The organism is Paenisporosarcina sp. P5_A11 (assembly GCF_056400705.1).
In genome coordinates this window covers 1-15535 of sequence record NZ_JBFUKT010000067.1, presented here as the reverse complement: position 1 = coordinate 15535, position 15535 = coordinate 1, and the positions used below count along the sequence as shown (strand labels likewise).

Annotated in this window: 17 protein-coding genes and 1 pseudogene; 6 read left to right on the top strand and 12 right to left on the bottom strand. The window is 38.4% G+C overall.

Annotation, left to right across the window (positions count from 1 at the left end; genetic code table 11):
• The 4 genes and pseudogenes from AC1DOS_RS11005 to pxpB all read right to left on the bottom strand — a co-directional run.
• Positions 1-252: pseudogene (locus AC1DOS_RS11005) on the bottom strand (hypothetical protein); the annotation flags it as partial.
• A gap of 17 nt (positions 253-269) precedes the next feature.
• Positions 270-1040: a LamB/YcsF family protein gene (locus tag AC1DOS_RS11000; RefSeq protein ID WP_477537533.1), complete on the bottom strand. Its 771-nt coding sequence runs from the start codon at positions 1038-1040 to the stop codon at positions 270-272.
• Between the two features lie 2 nt (positions 1041-1042).
• The gene (locus tag AC1DOS_RS10995) at positions 1043-2053 is read right to left on the bottom strand and encodes a 5-oxoprolinase subunit C family protein (RefSeq protein WP_477537532.1); all 1011 of its coding nucleotides are present in this window, start codon (positions 2051-2053) and stop codon (positions 1043-1045) included.
• Entirely contained in the window at positions 2040-2738 is a 699-nt protein-coding gene (gene pxpB, locus AC1DOS_RS10990) for a 5-oxoprolinase subunit PxpB (RefSeq protein ID WP_477537531.1), read from the bottom strand. The genes AC1DOS_RS10995 and pxpB overlap by 14 nt, the downstream gene beginning before the upstream one ends.
• Positions 2739-2944: 206 nt before the next feature.
• Here pxpB and AC1DOS_RS10985 point away from each other — a divergent pair, with 206 nt between their 5' ends.
• Positions 2945-3124 carry a hypothetical protein gene (locus AC1DOS_RS10985; RefSeq protein WP_477537530.1) on the top strand — a complete coding sequence of 60 codons (180 nt, stop codon included), beginning with the start codon at positions 2945-2947 and terminating at the stop codon, positions 3122-3124.
• Between the two features lie 282 nt (positions 3125-3406).
• On the opposite strand, the gene AC1DOS_RS10980 is transcribed toward AC1DOS_RS10985, so the two are convergent.
• Positions 3407-3583 carry a YfhE family protein gene (locus tag AC1DOS_RS10980; protein WP_108584852.1) on the bottom strand — a complete coding sequence of 59 codons (177 nt, stop codon included), beginning with the start codon at positions 3581-3583 and terminating at the stop codon, positions 3407-3409.
• Between the two features lie 143 nt (positions 3584-3726).
• On the bottom strand, positions 3727-4929 hold the full coding sequence (locus tag AC1DOS_RS10975; RefSeq protein WP_477537529.1) for an MFS transporter: 1203 nt from the start codon (positions 4927-4929) through the stop codon (positions 3727-3729).
• 263 nt (positions 4930-5192) lie between these two features.
• On the opposite strand from AC1DOS_RS10975, the gene AC1DOS_RS10970 reads away from it, so the two are divergent.
• The gene (locus tag AC1DOS_RS10970) at positions 5193-5519 is read left to right on the top strand and encodes a winged helix-turn-helix transcriptional regulator (protein WP_108584850.1); all 327 of its coding nucleotides are present in this window, start codon (positions 5193-5195) and stop codon (positions 5517-5519) included.
• Positions 5520-5573: 54 nt separating this feature from the next.
• On the opposite strand, the gene AC1DOS_RS10965 is transcribed toward AC1DOS_RS10970, so the two are convergent.
• From AC1DOS_RS10965 to AC1DOS_RS10950, 4 genes are all read right to left on the bottom strand, one after another.
• Positions 5574-6692, bottom strand: coding sequence for an NAD(P)/FAD-dependent oxidoreductase (locus AC1DOS_RS10965; protein ID WP_108584849.1), 1119 nt, complete (start codon positions 6690-6692; stop codon positions 5574-5576).
• Positions 6693-6928: 236 nt separating this feature from the next.
• On the bottom strand, positions 6929-7117 hold the full coding sequence (locus AC1DOS_RS10960) for an aspartyl-phosphate phosphatase Spo0E family protein (protein WP_477537528.1): 189 nt from the start codon (positions 7115-7117) through the stop codon (positions 6929-6931).
• 485 nt (positions 7118-7602) lie between these two features.
• Positions 7603-8610 carry an LLM class flavin-dependent oxidoreductase gene (locus tag AC1DOS_RS10955; RefSeq protein ID WP_477537527.1) on the bottom strand — a complete coding sequence of 336 codons (1008 nt, stop codon included), beginning with the start codon at positions 8608-8610 and terminating at the stop codon, positions 7603-7605.
• Positions 8611-8703: 93 nt separating this feature from the next.
• Positions 8704-9663 (bottom strand): aldo/keto reductase, encoded by a 960-nt coding sequence (locus AC1DOS_RS10950; RefSeq protein ID WP_477537526.1) that lies wholly within the window; start codon positions 9661-9663, stop codon positions 8704-8706.
• 372 nt (positions 9664-10035) lie between these two features.
• Here AC1DOS_RS10950 and AC1DOS_RS10945 point away from each other — a divergent pair, with 372 nt between their 5' ends.
• The 4 genes from AC1DOS_RS10945 (at position 10036) to AC1DOS_RS10930 (ending at position 13882) form a co-directional block, all read left to right on the top strand.
• Positions 10036-11010, top strand: a complete 975-nt coding sequence (locus AC1DOS_RS10945; protein ID WP_108584846.1) for a proline dehydrogenase family protein — start codon at positions 10036-10038, stop codon at positions 11008-11010.
• 206 nt (positions 11011-11216) lie between these two features.
• Entirely contained in the window at positions 11217-12122 is a 906-nt protein-coding gene (locus AC1DOS_RS10940; RefSeq protein WP_477537525.1) for an S-layer homology domain-containing protein, read from the top strand.
• Positions 12123-12759: 637 nt separating this feature from the next.
• Entirely contained in the window at positions 12760-13035 is a 276-nt protein-coding gene (locus AC1DOS_RS10935; RefSeq protein ID WP_477537534.1) for a small, acid-soluble spore protein, alpha/beta type, read from the top strand.
• A gap of 220 nt (positions 13036-13255) precedes the next feature.
• Positions 13256-13882, top strand: coding sequence for an HD domain-containing protein (locus AC1DOS_RS10930; RefSeq protein ID WP_477537524.1), 627 nt, complete (start codon positions 13256-13258; stop codon positions 13880-13882).
• A 257-nt stretch (positions 13883-14139) separates the two neighbouring features.
• Here the strand turns inward: AC1DOS_RS10930 and thrB are convergent, their stop codons facing one another.
• Both thrB and AC1DOS_RS10920 read right to left on the bottom strand, forming a co-directional pair.
• Positions 14140-15045: a homoserine kinase gene (thrB, locus tag AC1DOS_RS10925; protein ID WP_477537523.1), complete on the bottom strand. Its 906-nt coding sequence runs from the start codon at positions 15043-15045 to the stop codon at positions 14140-14142.
• Positions 15042-15535 (bottom strand): pyridoxal-phosphate dependent enzyme (locus AC1DOS_RS10920; RefSeq protein WP_477537522.1); only part of this gene is annotated, 494 nt, incomplete at its 5' end. The genes AC1DOS_RS10920 and thrB, both read right to left, overlap by 4 nt.

Below are 15535 nucleotides of genomic sequence, written 5' to 3'. Positions count from 1 at the left end.
AGGCAATACATCATTCGCAATATCTTGTGCACGTTTTTCAGATACGGCAATAATTCGCCAGATATTTAACTGAGCACCGATATCGATAATGATAGAAATTAATATTACGAATCCAAAGCTTGCTAGAAGTGACTCTGTAAAGACTGTCGTTTGTATTAAAAATCCGGGCCCAATAGCTGATGTCGCCATTAAGAATGCCGCTCCGAGTAATAAACTACGGTTAGTATTTTTCATTTTGTTTGCAGTTTTCATGGTATTCTCCTTTAGTCTTATTTAAACTCAGAAATTTTTTTCACATCGATTCCAGAAGTTTTCAACGTTTCCGAAATGCGTCTAGCAAAATCAAGTGCGTGAATACCATCGCCATGAATACATACCGTATCTGCCTGAATTGGCACTTCAGTTCCAATGGTGCTGGTAACCACTCCTTCTTTCACCATTCGGACAACTTGTTGAATCGCTGTGTCAGTATTGGTAATCAAAGCATTCGCTTCTTTTCGACTCGTCAGCGTTCCATCTATTTGATATGTACGATCAGAAAACACTTCGTTCGCGGTTCGTAAACCAATCTTCTCTCCCGCTTTAACAATTTCACTGCCTGATAAACCAAATAGGACTAACTGTGGATTAATGGCATACACAGCTTCTGCAATTGCTTCTGCTAATGCGGGATCAGTGGCTGCCATGTTAAATAATGCGCCGTGTGGCTTCACATGTTGCATCTCAGCACCCTCAGCTTTAACAAATCCATATAAAGCGCCAATTTGGTACACCACGATTTCATAAGCTTCTCGAGGAGTGACCTGTAAATTTCTTCTCCCAAAGCCAGATAAGTCTTGAAATCCAGGATGTGCACCGATTCCAACATCCTTTTCCAAAGCAAGTTTCACCGTTTTACGCATGGTTGAAGGATCTCCAGCATGAAATCCACATGCAACATTTGCAGATGTTACAAAATCCAAAATTTCTTCATCATTGCCCATTTTGTACGTGCCAAAGCTTTCTCCCATGTCACAGTTCAAATCAACTAAATTCTTCATATTCAAATTCCCTCCTTAAATTTCAGAGAAATTGATTTGGTCAATTGAGCAATCAATCGTCTTTCATTCAACATCGCTTGTTGTGCTTCTTCTAGCGTGATTTTCTCAAAGCGAATACTTTCCCCAGGCTTTAATTGGCTTACTTTTGGTAAATCAACCGTTGCGATTTGCCCAATTTTCGGGTATCCACCCGTCGTCTGCCGGTCCGCCATTAAAATGATGGGTTGCCCATCTGGTGGCACTTGAATCGAACCAAAAGCAACGCCTTCAGATACCAATTCTTTCGGTTCTATTAATGTCAGTTGTGGTCCTTTCAAACGATAGCCCATCCGGTCAGAATCGGAAGATATTTGAAATGCTTCGTTATAAAAAGCATCCTTACTTTTTTCATCGAATAATTTCGCCTGTCTTCCTTCGGTAACTCGAACAGTGTCTTCCGATTGATATATTGGGATTGCTTGAGTCATTAACGTCCAATCCACTTGTATAAAGGACCAGTCAGTCGCTTCTCTAGCTAATTTGTCTTTAAAAGTACGTATGTATTTGGATACCTCACCACTCTTAACAACGTCTCCTTTTTTAAGAGCTCTTCCATCAAAGCCACCTATTCCAGCTCGCAAGTAGGTAGATTTACTATCCATTACTTCAGTTACTGAAATTCCACCAGCTACAGCTAAATAGGTACGACACCCTGAACGAGGCTTCCCAAAAGTTAACTTGCAGCCTTTTTTAGCGAGAATCGGACGCCACATTTTAATAGGATTCCCATTTAGTAAAGGTGACAAATCTCCCCCCGTCAGTGAAAATAAACAATCCTCAAGAAATGTGAGTTGTGGACCCACTAACGTAATYTCAATTGTGGAATCGGTTTCTGAATTACCGACTAACACATTCGCAATTCGATGTGCATACGGGTCCATAACGCCACTTACAATGACGCCATATTTCTGAAAACCTCTTCTTCCAATATCTTGTACAGTGGTTTGTAAACCCTCTTTATTAATCTGCAGCATGGGTAGTCCCCTCCCATTCTTCATACTCTTCCTCGGATATTGGCTTAAAGATAATCCGGTCTCCCGCTTGTAATAAACTCGGCATTTTTCCCATTGGTAGGAATAGGTCAATTGGCGTTCGACCAATCAATTGCCAGCCTCCTGGTGTTTCAATAGGATAAACTCCCGTCTGGATTCCTGCAATCCCAACAGTCCGTTCAGGTATACGGAGCCTTGGCGTCGTTCGACGTGGAGCCGCAATCTTTTCAGACATTCCCTCGATAAATGGGAAACCAGGTGCAAAACCAATCATATTAACTTCGTATGTTCCTGAAGAATGAATCGCTACAACTTCTTCAACACTTAACTGATTATGTTTTGCCACAAACTCAAGGTCTGGACCGTGTTCCCCACCATAGCAAACTGGAATCTCGATCGTGCGTTGTTCTAATGAAGTGAAGTCTTGCATTTCAACTAACGTTTTTTCTATTATTTTTTTAATATCTTTGTATTGTAATTCCGCTGTGACCTCGTAAAAAACAGTCACTGTCGTAAATGCAGGAATCACCTCAATTATCGAATCAATCAAAGTCTCTTCTATTCGATTGGTTATTGATCGTACAAGATTGGTTGCTTCTTTTGAAATCTCATTTCCAACCTCAATCACAATCGCTTCATCACCAAGTGGTGAATACGTTATTTCCATGATTACACTTCCAAACATTTTCTGAAATATACGATAATTATAATAAAAATGTTGTATAGATACAACCTTTTATAAATAAATATGCATAATTAATCAAAAAATTCCCTTAATGACTAGAACATAATTACTATTCATGTGAAAATCATGTTTAAATTGCCATGTTAAGGGAATTAAACAAATACAACACAAACAGGAGGCGTTTAATTATGAAACGAAATACATTAGCAATGGCAGCACTTGGACTTGGCGCAGCTTTTCTTATGCGTAACAAGGACTCTCGCGAAAAACTCAAAGGACAAGTAAATGAATTYACGAAAAACGGCGAGGGCAAAGGTATGATTGATCAAATGCTCAACACAATTGATAAGAAAAAAACTACTGTATAAACTAATAATAACCTATAGAGGCATACCCCAAGTTAAAGTACTAACTTGGGGTATGCCTATTTTTGTATTGTCCTGATTTAGTTTTCTTCCCGTTCAAATTGATTTATTCCCATTAACGGTTCTTTTATTCCCGTCCACCCCTCCCACAAAAACTCGGAGTCTAGGGGCTAATTAGATTGGTTTTCGCTTCGCTACTGACACGAAATGGATGCAATATAAAATCCCAGTCATATTACAATGACTGGGATTTTATATTGCAGAGAACCACTTATCGTATCCATTTTAATGCAGCTTTTTATCGCCTTTTTCCTTATCTTTCTTCCTGATACCTTTTACTCCTTCAAGTCCACTGGCTTTATCTGCTTTGTTAAACTCTTCGTTGTACAAAACTTCTTGCGCAGCACTCAAACCATTGTTCTCTTCAGCCATTTGCTGATGTGGAGGTTTTCTCTCACTCATTAACAAATTCTCCTCTCAAGATTAAGTATTGAATAACTAAGTTTTCCCTTACCACTCAAATTTATTCTAATAGAGGGAAAGATTTTCATTTAATATTCATACTATCTTTTTGGAAAGCTCTCGTGATTTGATAACTTAAAGTATTATGCATTTGTATGTCGTTCGAGACGTAATGACATACCTGTCAGAAGGACTGCTCCTATAACCATGATTCCGCCAATCCATGGTGTATGAACTATACCAATTGTATTAATAACCAATCCGCCGATAATTGATCCCATGGCAATACCAACATTAAACGCGGCAATGTTTAATGCGGATGCCACGTCAACAGCTGCAGGAACATATTTTTCTGCAAGTTGCACGACGTTAAGTTGTAGGCCTGGAACATTCATAAATGCTACTAGACCCATCAAGATAACTGCAATTAACCCCGCTACTTTGAATGGAATCATAAATGTCATCACAATCATAATGATGGCGTGCATGATGAACATCCAAAACAAAGCGCGTGCTGGATTGTGATTTGCGAGACGACCACCAACTGCATTTCCTATTGCAACAGCAATTCCATAAACAAGAAGGACGATACTCACTAATTTCGAATCAATCTTGGTGACATCTTCAAGAATCGGTGTTAAATACGTAAACGCAACAAAGGTTCCACCGTAACCGAATGCTGTTATTGCAAACCCTAGTAATAGACGTCCATTTGTAACGAGTCGGAACATATCACTAAATTTAGCAGGTGGAGATTGTTTTAAGTTTTTAGGAATTAACAACGCGATTGCTACTATTGCAATAACTCCTAGTGCCGCAACACCCCAAAACGTTGCACGCCACCCAAATGCTTGCCCAATAAATGTCCCAAGTGGTACACCCGTGACGGTAGCAACCGTTAACCCTGTAAACATTAACGCAATTGCGCTCGCTTTTTTATGAGCAGGCACTAACTGCACGGCAATTGTTGCACCAATAGAAAAGAAAACACCATGTGAGAATGCGGTAATAAACCGAGCGACCATTAACAACTCAAATGAAGTCGACATCGCTGCCACTATATTTCCCACAATAAATACGACCATTAAAACCATCAACAGAGTTTTTCTACTCACCCGATTGGTGAGTGCTGTTAAGATGGGTGCTCCAACAGCAACACCTATCGCATAGCCAGAAATTAACAAGCCGGCTAATGTTATTCCTATATCAAAGTCCTTTGCAATTGTAGCTAATAATCCTACAGGAACAAATTCCGTAGTTCCGATACCAAAGGCACTGATTGCAAGCGCCCATAAAGCTAGTCTTCCTTTTCTCGCTTTGTCATCAGCTGTATGTGAATGATTCATTTATTGTTCCTCCTCATTTTTTCTATAAATAGTGTTCAGGAAAATCGGCATTTTACTTACCGTCTTCCTTGCAAACCTCATTATGCGCTCAAGGTCAAATAAAGAATAGTACGCACTTTAAAGTACTGTAGGCACTTTTTAGTACCTATATCTATTTAAGAGAGGCGGATGTAAAGTGGTATATGGTAACATACATTTAATTAGTTTTTTAGATGTATTCAAATAGAAACTTTAGAACTCATTGATATAGAGGAGGAAACAATATGGCATACAATATCCCCGTCGAAGCAACTCTTGATGTGATTGGTGGAAAATGGAAAGTAGTCATAATGTGTCATTTAATTAAAGAGGAACGACGCACAAGTGAATTAAAAAAGCTCATGCCGGCCATTACACAAAAGATGCTTACTCAGCAGCTACGAGAGCTAGAGGAAGATGGTGTTGTTAACCGAATGGTATTTGATCAAGTACCACCAAAAGTTATTTATTCTTTAACTGACTATGGTTGGTCACTGCGTCCTATTTTGGATGCCATGTGCGCTTGGGGAGAACATCATATGGAGATAGCTGAGGAAGTAGAAAAGATTTAAAAAATAACCAAAACCCCCGGAGTGAAAAATCACTCCGGGGGTTTTCCTATATATTTATTTACCAATGGCACCTGACACTTCGTATAAATCCAAATCGATATCAAGATTTTCATTAAGCGCCAGCTTCGCCAGTTGGGTTCCTAAAAAAGGTCCTACTGTTAAACCAGAAGCACCAAGTCCGTTTGCTAGAAGGAGTCCTTCGTAGCCAGGTACTTCTCCGATGATAGGAAGAAAGTTCGGAGTAAATGGTCGGAAACCTACACGTGTTTCAACAAACGTACTGTCCCTTAAACCAGGAGCAATTAACAATGCTTTGCTAAACACTTCATGTACACCTCCTGCAGTGACTCGTAAATCAAACTTTTTGTCATCTTCATGAGTAGCTCCAATTACAACTTGACCGTTATCAAAAGCAAGTATGTACTGATCATTCGGCGGCATCACTACCGGCCAATTTTCCGTTTGCACATCTTGTAAATGAAGGTGCACAATTTGTGCTTTCTGAGCAGTCAATTGCAAATCAATACCAAGTGGTGATAAAAGTACATCTGCCCATGCTCCTGCCGTGACAATCACACAGTCCGCATCGTAACTCTCTTGATTGACTCGGATTCCTGTAACTTTCGAATCGTCATGTTCAATTTCAGCGGATCCGTAAATGAAAGTAGCCCCATGCTTTTTCGCGGCATTGACCAATGCTTGTCGAAGGTCCCTCCCATTTACTCGCGCAGCTCCACTTACAAAAACTGAAGCGAATTCTTCAGAAAGCGGAGGAAATAATGAAACTGTTTCAGACGGTGTGACTTGTCTTACTGTACCGATTTCCGGAGCATCTTGACTCCTTAACACTGCGCGCTCTTCCATCTTCAAAAGTTTCTCATGATCTGTATGGAGACTAATGGCCCCTACTCGCTTATACCCCGTATTCGTCTCTCCATCCTCTTCAAGAAGTCGAATCAGAGTTTCATAATAAGCAGCTCCACTTTTCGCAAGAGAATACCATGCTTTATTGCGTCTTTGCGAGAGCCACGGGCAAATAATGCCTGCAGCAGCATCTGTGGCCTGTCCTGGATCTTGTCGATCCACAACAGTTACTTGTGCACCAGCTTTCGCTAAATGATAGGCTGTCGAAGCTCCTAGAATCCCAGCACCAATTACTATTATTTCTTTCATATAAGCACCTTTTTCAAATAGATTTCTACCTCTATTTTACACAATAAAAGCTTGCTGATTCAAAATGAAGGGTGCGTCAATTGAAAAGCTATAAATCCAATGAAAAAATAGCACAACAAAAACCCAGTGTTACGAATCGTTACACTGGGTTAATTATTGATGAAAATGAAGACAAATGAGGTAGTCTAGACGTGTAGAACAATTTAGTTATCCACAAACAACATAGTTGTCTTAAATTACCCTACTTCATCGTACGGAAATATGCCTTGATAATGATTCAATAACTTATCAAGTTCTTGGCTCGACGCCACGACTTGAGCGTGTGTATAACCTAATTGTTTTGCTTTTTTATACATGTCCTTCTTTTTCAAATTAATTTGTTTTAGCAATAAATGTTGTTTATAGACCAACTTTATTCTCATCATGTGTTTGACCTCCAAAGCTTTATAGTTAAGTTAATACATTTATTTGATTTCATTTTTTAGTTAATTCACTCATCTGAAAAAGTTATTTCCAGATATAAGTATTAACTATTTATCCAGAGATTTACTCCATTAAACATGGTTTTTTTAAAAATATTTATTCTACATGAAAAATATTGGATGATTATATGTACATTGATAGATTAAAAAAACGGGCGACTCTGGATATAGGAAGCGGTGTCTTTCTCCGGAGGAATGGTGTCCATCTCCAAGCGAATGGTCGGAAACGTTACACGAGTGGATGGAAACTCAAGTTGAATGGATGAAAACCTATAGTGAGTGGATGGAAACCCCAGTTGAACGGATGAAAACCCTTATCGAGTGGACGAAAACCATTCTCAAAGTTCAAAGGTGTAGCTCTAATAAACAAATACAATGACAACAAAAAACAGGCAGAGAATATATCTCGGCCTGTTTCATTTTATCTATTACAGCTCAGCTATTGCTTCTTTCAGTATTTCATATGAGCGTTTTCTAGCTGTTTGATCGTAAATATACGTCACCGCGATTAATTCATCCACTTGGAATTTCTCGAAGAACTTTTTCGCTTGTCCTTGAATTGCTTGTTTATCACCTTTAAATGCATAGGCAGACATTCCGCGAACAGCGCTTTCTTCAAAGGGACTCCATAAGCCATCCATTGAATCCACTGGAGGTTGCAAGAAATTCTCTGATCGTCTTACCACATTTAAATAAAATCGATTAGTTGTAGTAGAAAGTTTTTCAGCTTCTTCATTCGTATCCGCCGCAACAACATTTACACAAACCATTACATACGGCTCAGCTAAATACTCAGATGGTGTAAATTGATTGCGGTAGATTTGTAATGCTTCTTCTAATTGAGTAGGTGCAAAGTGAGCAGCAAAAACATAAGGCAAGCCTAATCGCGCAGCTAACGAAGCACTAGAAGTACTTGACCCTAAAATGTAGATTGGTACTTGAGCATCTACACCTGGAAATGCACGAACCGCTCCTTGTTGATCAAGTGCTTTAAAATAATTTTGTAACTCTACAACATCTTGTGGAAAAGCAAAAGCTGTTTCTTGCGTTGTTCGACGTAAAGCATGCGCAGTTCTCATATCCGTCCCCGGTGCGCGCCCTAAACCTAAATCAACCCGCTTCGGATACATTGCTTCTAATGTACCAAACTGTTCGGCTACTACAAGAGGTGCGTGATTTGGCAACATAATTCCTCCTGAACCTACTCTAATCGATTGTGTATTTTCCAACACATGTCCAATTAAAATAGATGTGGCAGAACTAATAACTGTTGGCATATTATGATGCTCAGTTAACCAGTAACGAAGATAACCTAATTTTTCTGTATGTTGAGCTAAATTGACCATATCGCCAATCGCTTCTTTATGAGTATCACCTTCGCGTACTGCGACTAAATCCAGTACGGAAACAGGAATGGAGTTATATTCTTTTGTCATAGTATTATTCCTTTCGTAAATCAAAGTATCTACTCTTGATGGTATAGACCTCAAACCGGATCTTCAAGATATCTGCTTACGAAAAGAGTCCTTTTATAACAAATTTACTCGTTGCTTCAATTCATCTGTCCATTGCCAGTCACTTATTTTAGCGGCATCAGTTACGTGATAAGATTTGCTAGCTCCAACAATTGCAGATGTTACAGCTGGTTGATTTAAAATCCAAGCTAAAGAAAATTGTGATAAATTCACATCATGTTCTTCTGCAGCTTGTTTATATGCTTCCACCTTTGAAAAATTTTCATCCTTGAAATAGTTCTGAATGAGCCTTTCACCTCTAGCAGCTCGACTTCCCTCAGGCACGTCGTCGCGAGATGTATATTTTCCAGATAACATGCCGCGAGCCATAGGACTATACACAAGCAATCCCACATTTTCAGATAAGCAGTACGGTACCACTTCGGTTTCCAATTCTCGTGATAACAAATTATATTGAGATTGAGATGAAACAAAGTGCTCAAGGCCATGCAAATTGCTTATTCCATTTGCTTTAGCTATTTGCCAAGCGGCATAATTGGAACACCCGATATAACGTACCTTTCCTTGGTTAACCAAGGCTGTTAAAGTAGACAAAGTTTCGTCAAGTGGTGTTTGGTCATCAAATCGGTGAACTTGATATAAATCTATGTAATCCGTTTGAAGCCTTTGCAATGAATACTCGAGCTCTCGCAAGATATGAAATTTTGACAATCCAGCATCATTCGGATCTTTCCCCATTGGCAACCCAACTTTTGTTGCTAAAATGACTTTATCGCGTCTTCCTTTTAAAGCTCTGCCAATAATTTCTTCAGATTCTCCAGTACCATATAAAAATTGTTCATCTTGACCCTTGCCATAAAAATTAGCTGTATCTATTAAGTTAATCCCTGCATCCAGTGCCGTATCCAAAATCTGAACAGAGGCTTTTTCATCAATCCATCTTCCGAATGCCATTGTTCCAAGACTCAAATTTGAAACACGCAAACCACTATATCCTAAATTCGAATAAATCATCTAACTCCTCCTTCTAATGTGAACTTTCTATTCGTGTATTATTCAATATTCACTATGGTAGTCCCTTTAATTGCAGAGCATAAAAATATTCATAATTATACAATTATTTTAGTTAAAACAAGAAAAATATTCCTTAATTGCATATGAAAATTCAGTACTTTCAGATTTCAACTTATATCTAGACCATTATTGGGAAGAATAACACTTTAATGAAACAATTTCCGTACATTATCGCCTCAATTAGTAGGCATGTTCGTCAAAAAGAATTATAATAAAATGTATTCATGATTCACATGATACTATTTAGTGATTCTTATTATTTAAGCAGGATATAAGATAACATAGAATGAACCACTTTCAGGAGGAAAAATCATGTTAAAAGATGTATTTATGGCTTTATCAAAAAATCAATTGTTGACGAGTGCAGCAAAAAAATACGGTTTGAAGTTAGGTGCACAAACAGTAGTAGCTGGAACAAATGTCGAAGATACAATTAAAAGCATTCGTGAATTGAATGCAAAAGGCATTAGTGCTACCGTTGATAACTTAGGCGAATTCGTTTTTGAAAGATCTGAAGCGTTAAAAGCTAAAGGAAGCATTCTTGAAGTAATTGAAGCTATTCATGCAAATGGTGTAGATGCTCATATTTCATTGAAACCTACACAACTTGGTCTCGATATCGATTATGATTTCTGTTATGAAAACTTACTTGAAATCGTAGCTGCTGCAAGTAAATACGATATGCACATCAATCTTGATATGGAGGATTATGGTCATTTACAACCTTCATTTGATTTAATGGATAAACTTACTGAGAACTACAGCAATGTAGGTACTGTGATTCAAGCTTACTTCTACCGTGCACAAGACGACATTGAGAAATACAAAGATATGCGATTACGCATCGTAAAAGGCGCTTACAAAGAAGCAGTTGAAAATGCGTACCAAACGAAAGAAGAAATTGATGCAAACTACATCAAACTAATTGAGTATCATTTACTAAATGGTAAATTCTCTTCAATCGCAACACACGATCATCATGTAATCAACCACGTGAAGAAATTTGTAGAAGAAAACCAAATTTCAAACGATAAATTCGAGTTCCAAATGCTTTATGGTTTCCGTAAAGATATGCAAGTTGATTTAGCAAAACAAGGCTATAATTTCTGCACATACGTACCGTTTGGCGACGACTGGTACGGATACTTTATGAGAAGATTAGCTGAACGCCCACAAAACTTGAACCTTGTTGTAAAACAAATCTTCAATAAACGTACTAACACTGCAATTGGGGTCTTTGCAGGTGCATTTGCACTAAGCCGTTTGACTTCTAAAAAGAAAAAATAATGTGAAATGCTGTTCTCTTCTGAGGACAGCATTTTTATTTTTGATTACTCATCAATCACCCCATTTTACCCACTGATACTTTTAAAAATAAGTCTTTTGTCCCTAAAATCAATTCCCTCTTTTTACCTGTATTTATACAAATCTATCCATGGTAAATTAAGATGTACTAAAATTTACGGTCTACCCATTTATAGGAGGAAAATTCAATGTTTACTAGTTTTAAAAAACTTTTTGCTACTAGTTTAGTAGCAATTCTGGCTTTATCTGCTATCACGCCTTCTGCCTCAGCAGCGGAACACCAATTTACAGATGTAAATCCTAATTATGAAGAAGCAGTAAGCTTCTTATATGAAAATGAAATAATCAATGGGAAATCAGCCACTTCGTTTGGAACAAATTTAAACCTAACAAGAGGAGATGCTGCAGTCATCCTTGCAAACACGCTTGGACTTGATACAGAGAATGCAGTATCTGCAGGCTTTACTGATTTAAACCCACGTGTTAAAGGTGCAGTAAATGCCCTAGCAGAAGAAGGAATTGTTTCTGGGATAACGAAAGAAAAATTTGGTCCAGAACTTCTATTAAGCCGTGGTGCTATGGCTAAGTTCTTAAATCTTGGTTTTGGCCTAGAAGATTATGCAGAAGAAACACCATTCACGGATGTAGCTGGCAGCGTATTCGAAAGTCATATTGAAGCATTATATGGTTCTGGAATCACTAGCGGAAAAACACCAACTACATTTGGTACATATGACAACATCAAACGCGGTGAATTCGCAAACCTTCTATACAATACAATCTTTTTCTTCAGCTTCGCTCCATTTGCTGAATCAGCAACAATTTTGAGCCCAACGACTATTGAGATTAAAATGGAAGAAGCAGCACCTGAAGAATTTACAGCTGCAGAACTTGCTGAAATGTTCTACATCGATGCATACTTCAAAGATGGTTCAGTAAAAGAATTAGAATTTGTGGGTACATCTCTATCTACAGATCGTACAATATTGACAGTTGAACTTTCTACAAACAGCTCATTGGATGGTAAAAGTGGAAAACTCGAAATCGACGGTTTAAATGAGATCGATTTTAACTTTGTAACTCCAGTAGAGTAACCGGTACAATAAAATAAGTTTATGATTAAAACTCATCCTCCAATGGTACTAGGGGATGAGTTTTAATTTGTTATCTGATAAACAAGAACTCTCTTAATTTCACAATATGTTTTTCAGAGTCTTTAATCGTTAAGTTTTTCATGCATATCTTAAATTCTTTTTCATTGTTTAACATTAAAATCAATTTATCTCCACTGATTCGACCCTTTTCAATTTCTGAAAGGTTTATTTGTTTTCTTTTCAAAATCATACTTCGGAAAGTAGAAAGTAACTGCATTCAACCTTACATAATCGATTGTCGGGATTTTAAAATTAAACACAGTCAATACCGAACTTGATAAAATTATAAGAGGCCTATTACCAATTCAAATCCACTCATATTACTAGTAAATATAAATACCAATAAACTCAAGTATAATAAAGAAACTAACAGCCATATACTTCCTGTAATTTTGAATTGAACTTTTCTTTATTCTTTAGCTCCAAACTCTTCCTCTCAATCCCAACTTACTTTTAATTCCACCTTATTATAAAACCCATTTATCGGAAATTAATAATTACATATTTCTTCTTCGATAACTTGAAATAAGCATGCATTTTCCCTTTCAGGAAATACTGTCTGAAAAGGGAGGAATTGATTGTGGCCAGAAATAATAAAATTTTAGTTCCGGAAGCTAGACAAGGTTTAGATCAATTAAAGTCTCGAGTTATGAGTGCTCAAGGATACGGTTTGAATTCATCTCCAGGTGAGGATGTAAAATACGAAATCGCCGATGAACTCGGGATTCCTTTAAATAGAGAGTATAACGGAAACCTCACATCCAAACAGGCTGGAACAATTGGCGGTCCGATTGGTGGCAATATGGTGAAAGAGATGATAAAGCTGGCGCAAGAACAATTGGCCAGAAAATGAAAGTCTGTTAAAATCTCCATAGTAAATTGAGAATAACCATCATGCCCAGTCAATAGTTGTTTTGGCTGGGATTGTTATTTTGTTTGTTGTTTCCATACATAGAAATCAATCCAGGTTGTATAATCAAACAAAAATAGAATTCTTCATGATTGAGCATCCTAACAACAATTACGACACAGACATATCATTAAAACATGACACTTAAAGGAGAAGATATTTAATGGGAATCCATAGATTTTTCACAAGCATGAATGACTTAGAACGAATTATTCGTTGTCCTGGTAAATTTAAGTTTGAGGAACATAATGTAGCCGCACATAGTTGGAAAGTTTCCCAATACGCCATGTTTTTTGCAACCATAGAAGAAAGAAATGGGGAAACCATTGATTGGAAATCCCTGTATGAAAAGACCATCAACCACGATTTCGCGGAAGTGTTCATTGGAGATATTAAAACACCTGTCAAACACGCATCTCCCGAACTAAAACAAATGATTGCCCATGTCGAAGAAAAAATGATGGAGAAATTTATTTTAGAAGAAATACCTGATGACTTTCAACCTATTTTCTTTCATCGAATGAAGGAAGGTAAAGACGCTTCAATCGAAGGGCGTTTATTAGAATTTGCAGATAAACTCGATCAGTTTTACGAATCCTTTTCAGAATTAAAACGAGGCAATACAGACCCCGAATTCGTTTTAATGTATCAAGAAGCTTTAACGAAATTATTGAATTTGCCATTGCCAGCAAGTGTGGCATATTTCCGAAATGTTATGTTAGAAGATGTGAAACGTGAAGAGACAGCACTTGATGTAAAAGCATTTACACAAAAAGTACTGAATAGTTAACCGCTCCGGTATTAACTATCGAGATGCTCGATAAAGATCGTACAGTTGAAAAAAGACATTCTGCTGACGATTTTTTTCCTATGCGCGGTTTTAGTGATTTGCCATTTCTATGAGCGGTTCTCTGTCGACTATACGCGGTTTGGTCGCTTCTATTTGCGAAACTAGAAAAACTACCATGATCACTGGGTTAGCAGTAGTCTCAAAGTTTTACTTTCTTTTGAAAAAAGCCCAGTTTCCTGAGCTTTTTTTGCATGAAATTAAATTACCGTTACTCTGGATTGCATTCCTTCAGATGTAGGTCTCAATACGACACATTTGTAGTGAGGGAACTGGTCACTCAATCGAGCAGCCACTCCCTCTTCATGCCCTTTTTTCGTCGCGATGAAAAGAGAAGGTCCTGCACCACTAATAGTAGAACCGTAAGCCCCTGCTTCCATACATGCTTGGCGAACGGCTTCAAAATCCGGGAACTTATTTTTTCGGTAAGGTTCATGAAGTGTATCTTTTTCCATCAAGCGTCCTGCAGTTTCCCAGTTACCGCTCACAAGTGCTGCGGATAATACATTTCCAGCTGCACTCCCTCGCGTCGCAACACTATGCTCGAGCGATTGCGGCAACATTCCTCTTGACTCCGTTGTAAGAAATTCCGTCGGTGGCACCAGTATAACCACACCGATTTCCACTTGCGGTACATGGATTACTTCAAGCTCACTCCCGTCAAAATAGGAAATCGTCAAACCACCTAAAAAAGAAGCCGAAACATTATCGGGATGGCCTTCCATTGCGCTACCGATTTTCACTTTTTCTGTCATAGACAAGTCCAATCCAAGTAACCGGTCAGCAATTTCGATGCCCCCAGCAATTGCTGCAGCGCTACTTCCTAGTCCTCTGCCTAGTGGAATATCCGTTTCCACTCGCAGTTTCGCAGGTGAGAGTGAACGATTAAACATTTCAGCAACTGCCAGTGAAGTAGACACGATTAAATTATCTATTCCACTAGTTAAATGTTGATATCCATCATCGCTATATTCAACTGTCCATTCAGAAGCCGGTGAAACGCAAATCGATAAATGAAGGTCCAAAGCCAAACCAATCGAATCGAACCCTGGCCCAAGATTTGCAGTCGATGCAGGAACAGTTACTGAAAATTCTTTCCAACTCATACCTTCACACCCTTTTTCAAATCCTCCCAAAAACGTTCCATATCTTCAGGTACGAGAAATGCTTTGTGCTCATTTACTGCAATCGCAGTTTCTGGATCTTTCAACCCATTTCCAGTTAATATCGCAACGACTGTCGAATCTTTTTGGAGCATTCCGTTCTCCACTTGCTTTTTAATTCCTGCGATTGACGCACATGACGCCGGTTCTGCAAAGATGCCTTCTGTTGAAGCGAGCAGTTGATACGCTTCTAGAATTTCTTCATCCGTTACGGCCAAAATCGTGCCGTTTGATTCGTCGAGAGCTTTTAGCGCAAGGTTCCAGCTAGCCGGATTGCCAATTCGAATTGCTGTTGCGATTGTTTCCGGATTGTCCACAATACGATTCTGGACAATTGGAGCCGCCCCAGCTGCCTGAACTCCTAGTAATGACGGACGTTTTGTGCTATTTTTCAATGCGTATTCGCTAAAACCTTTCCAAGAAGCCGATATAT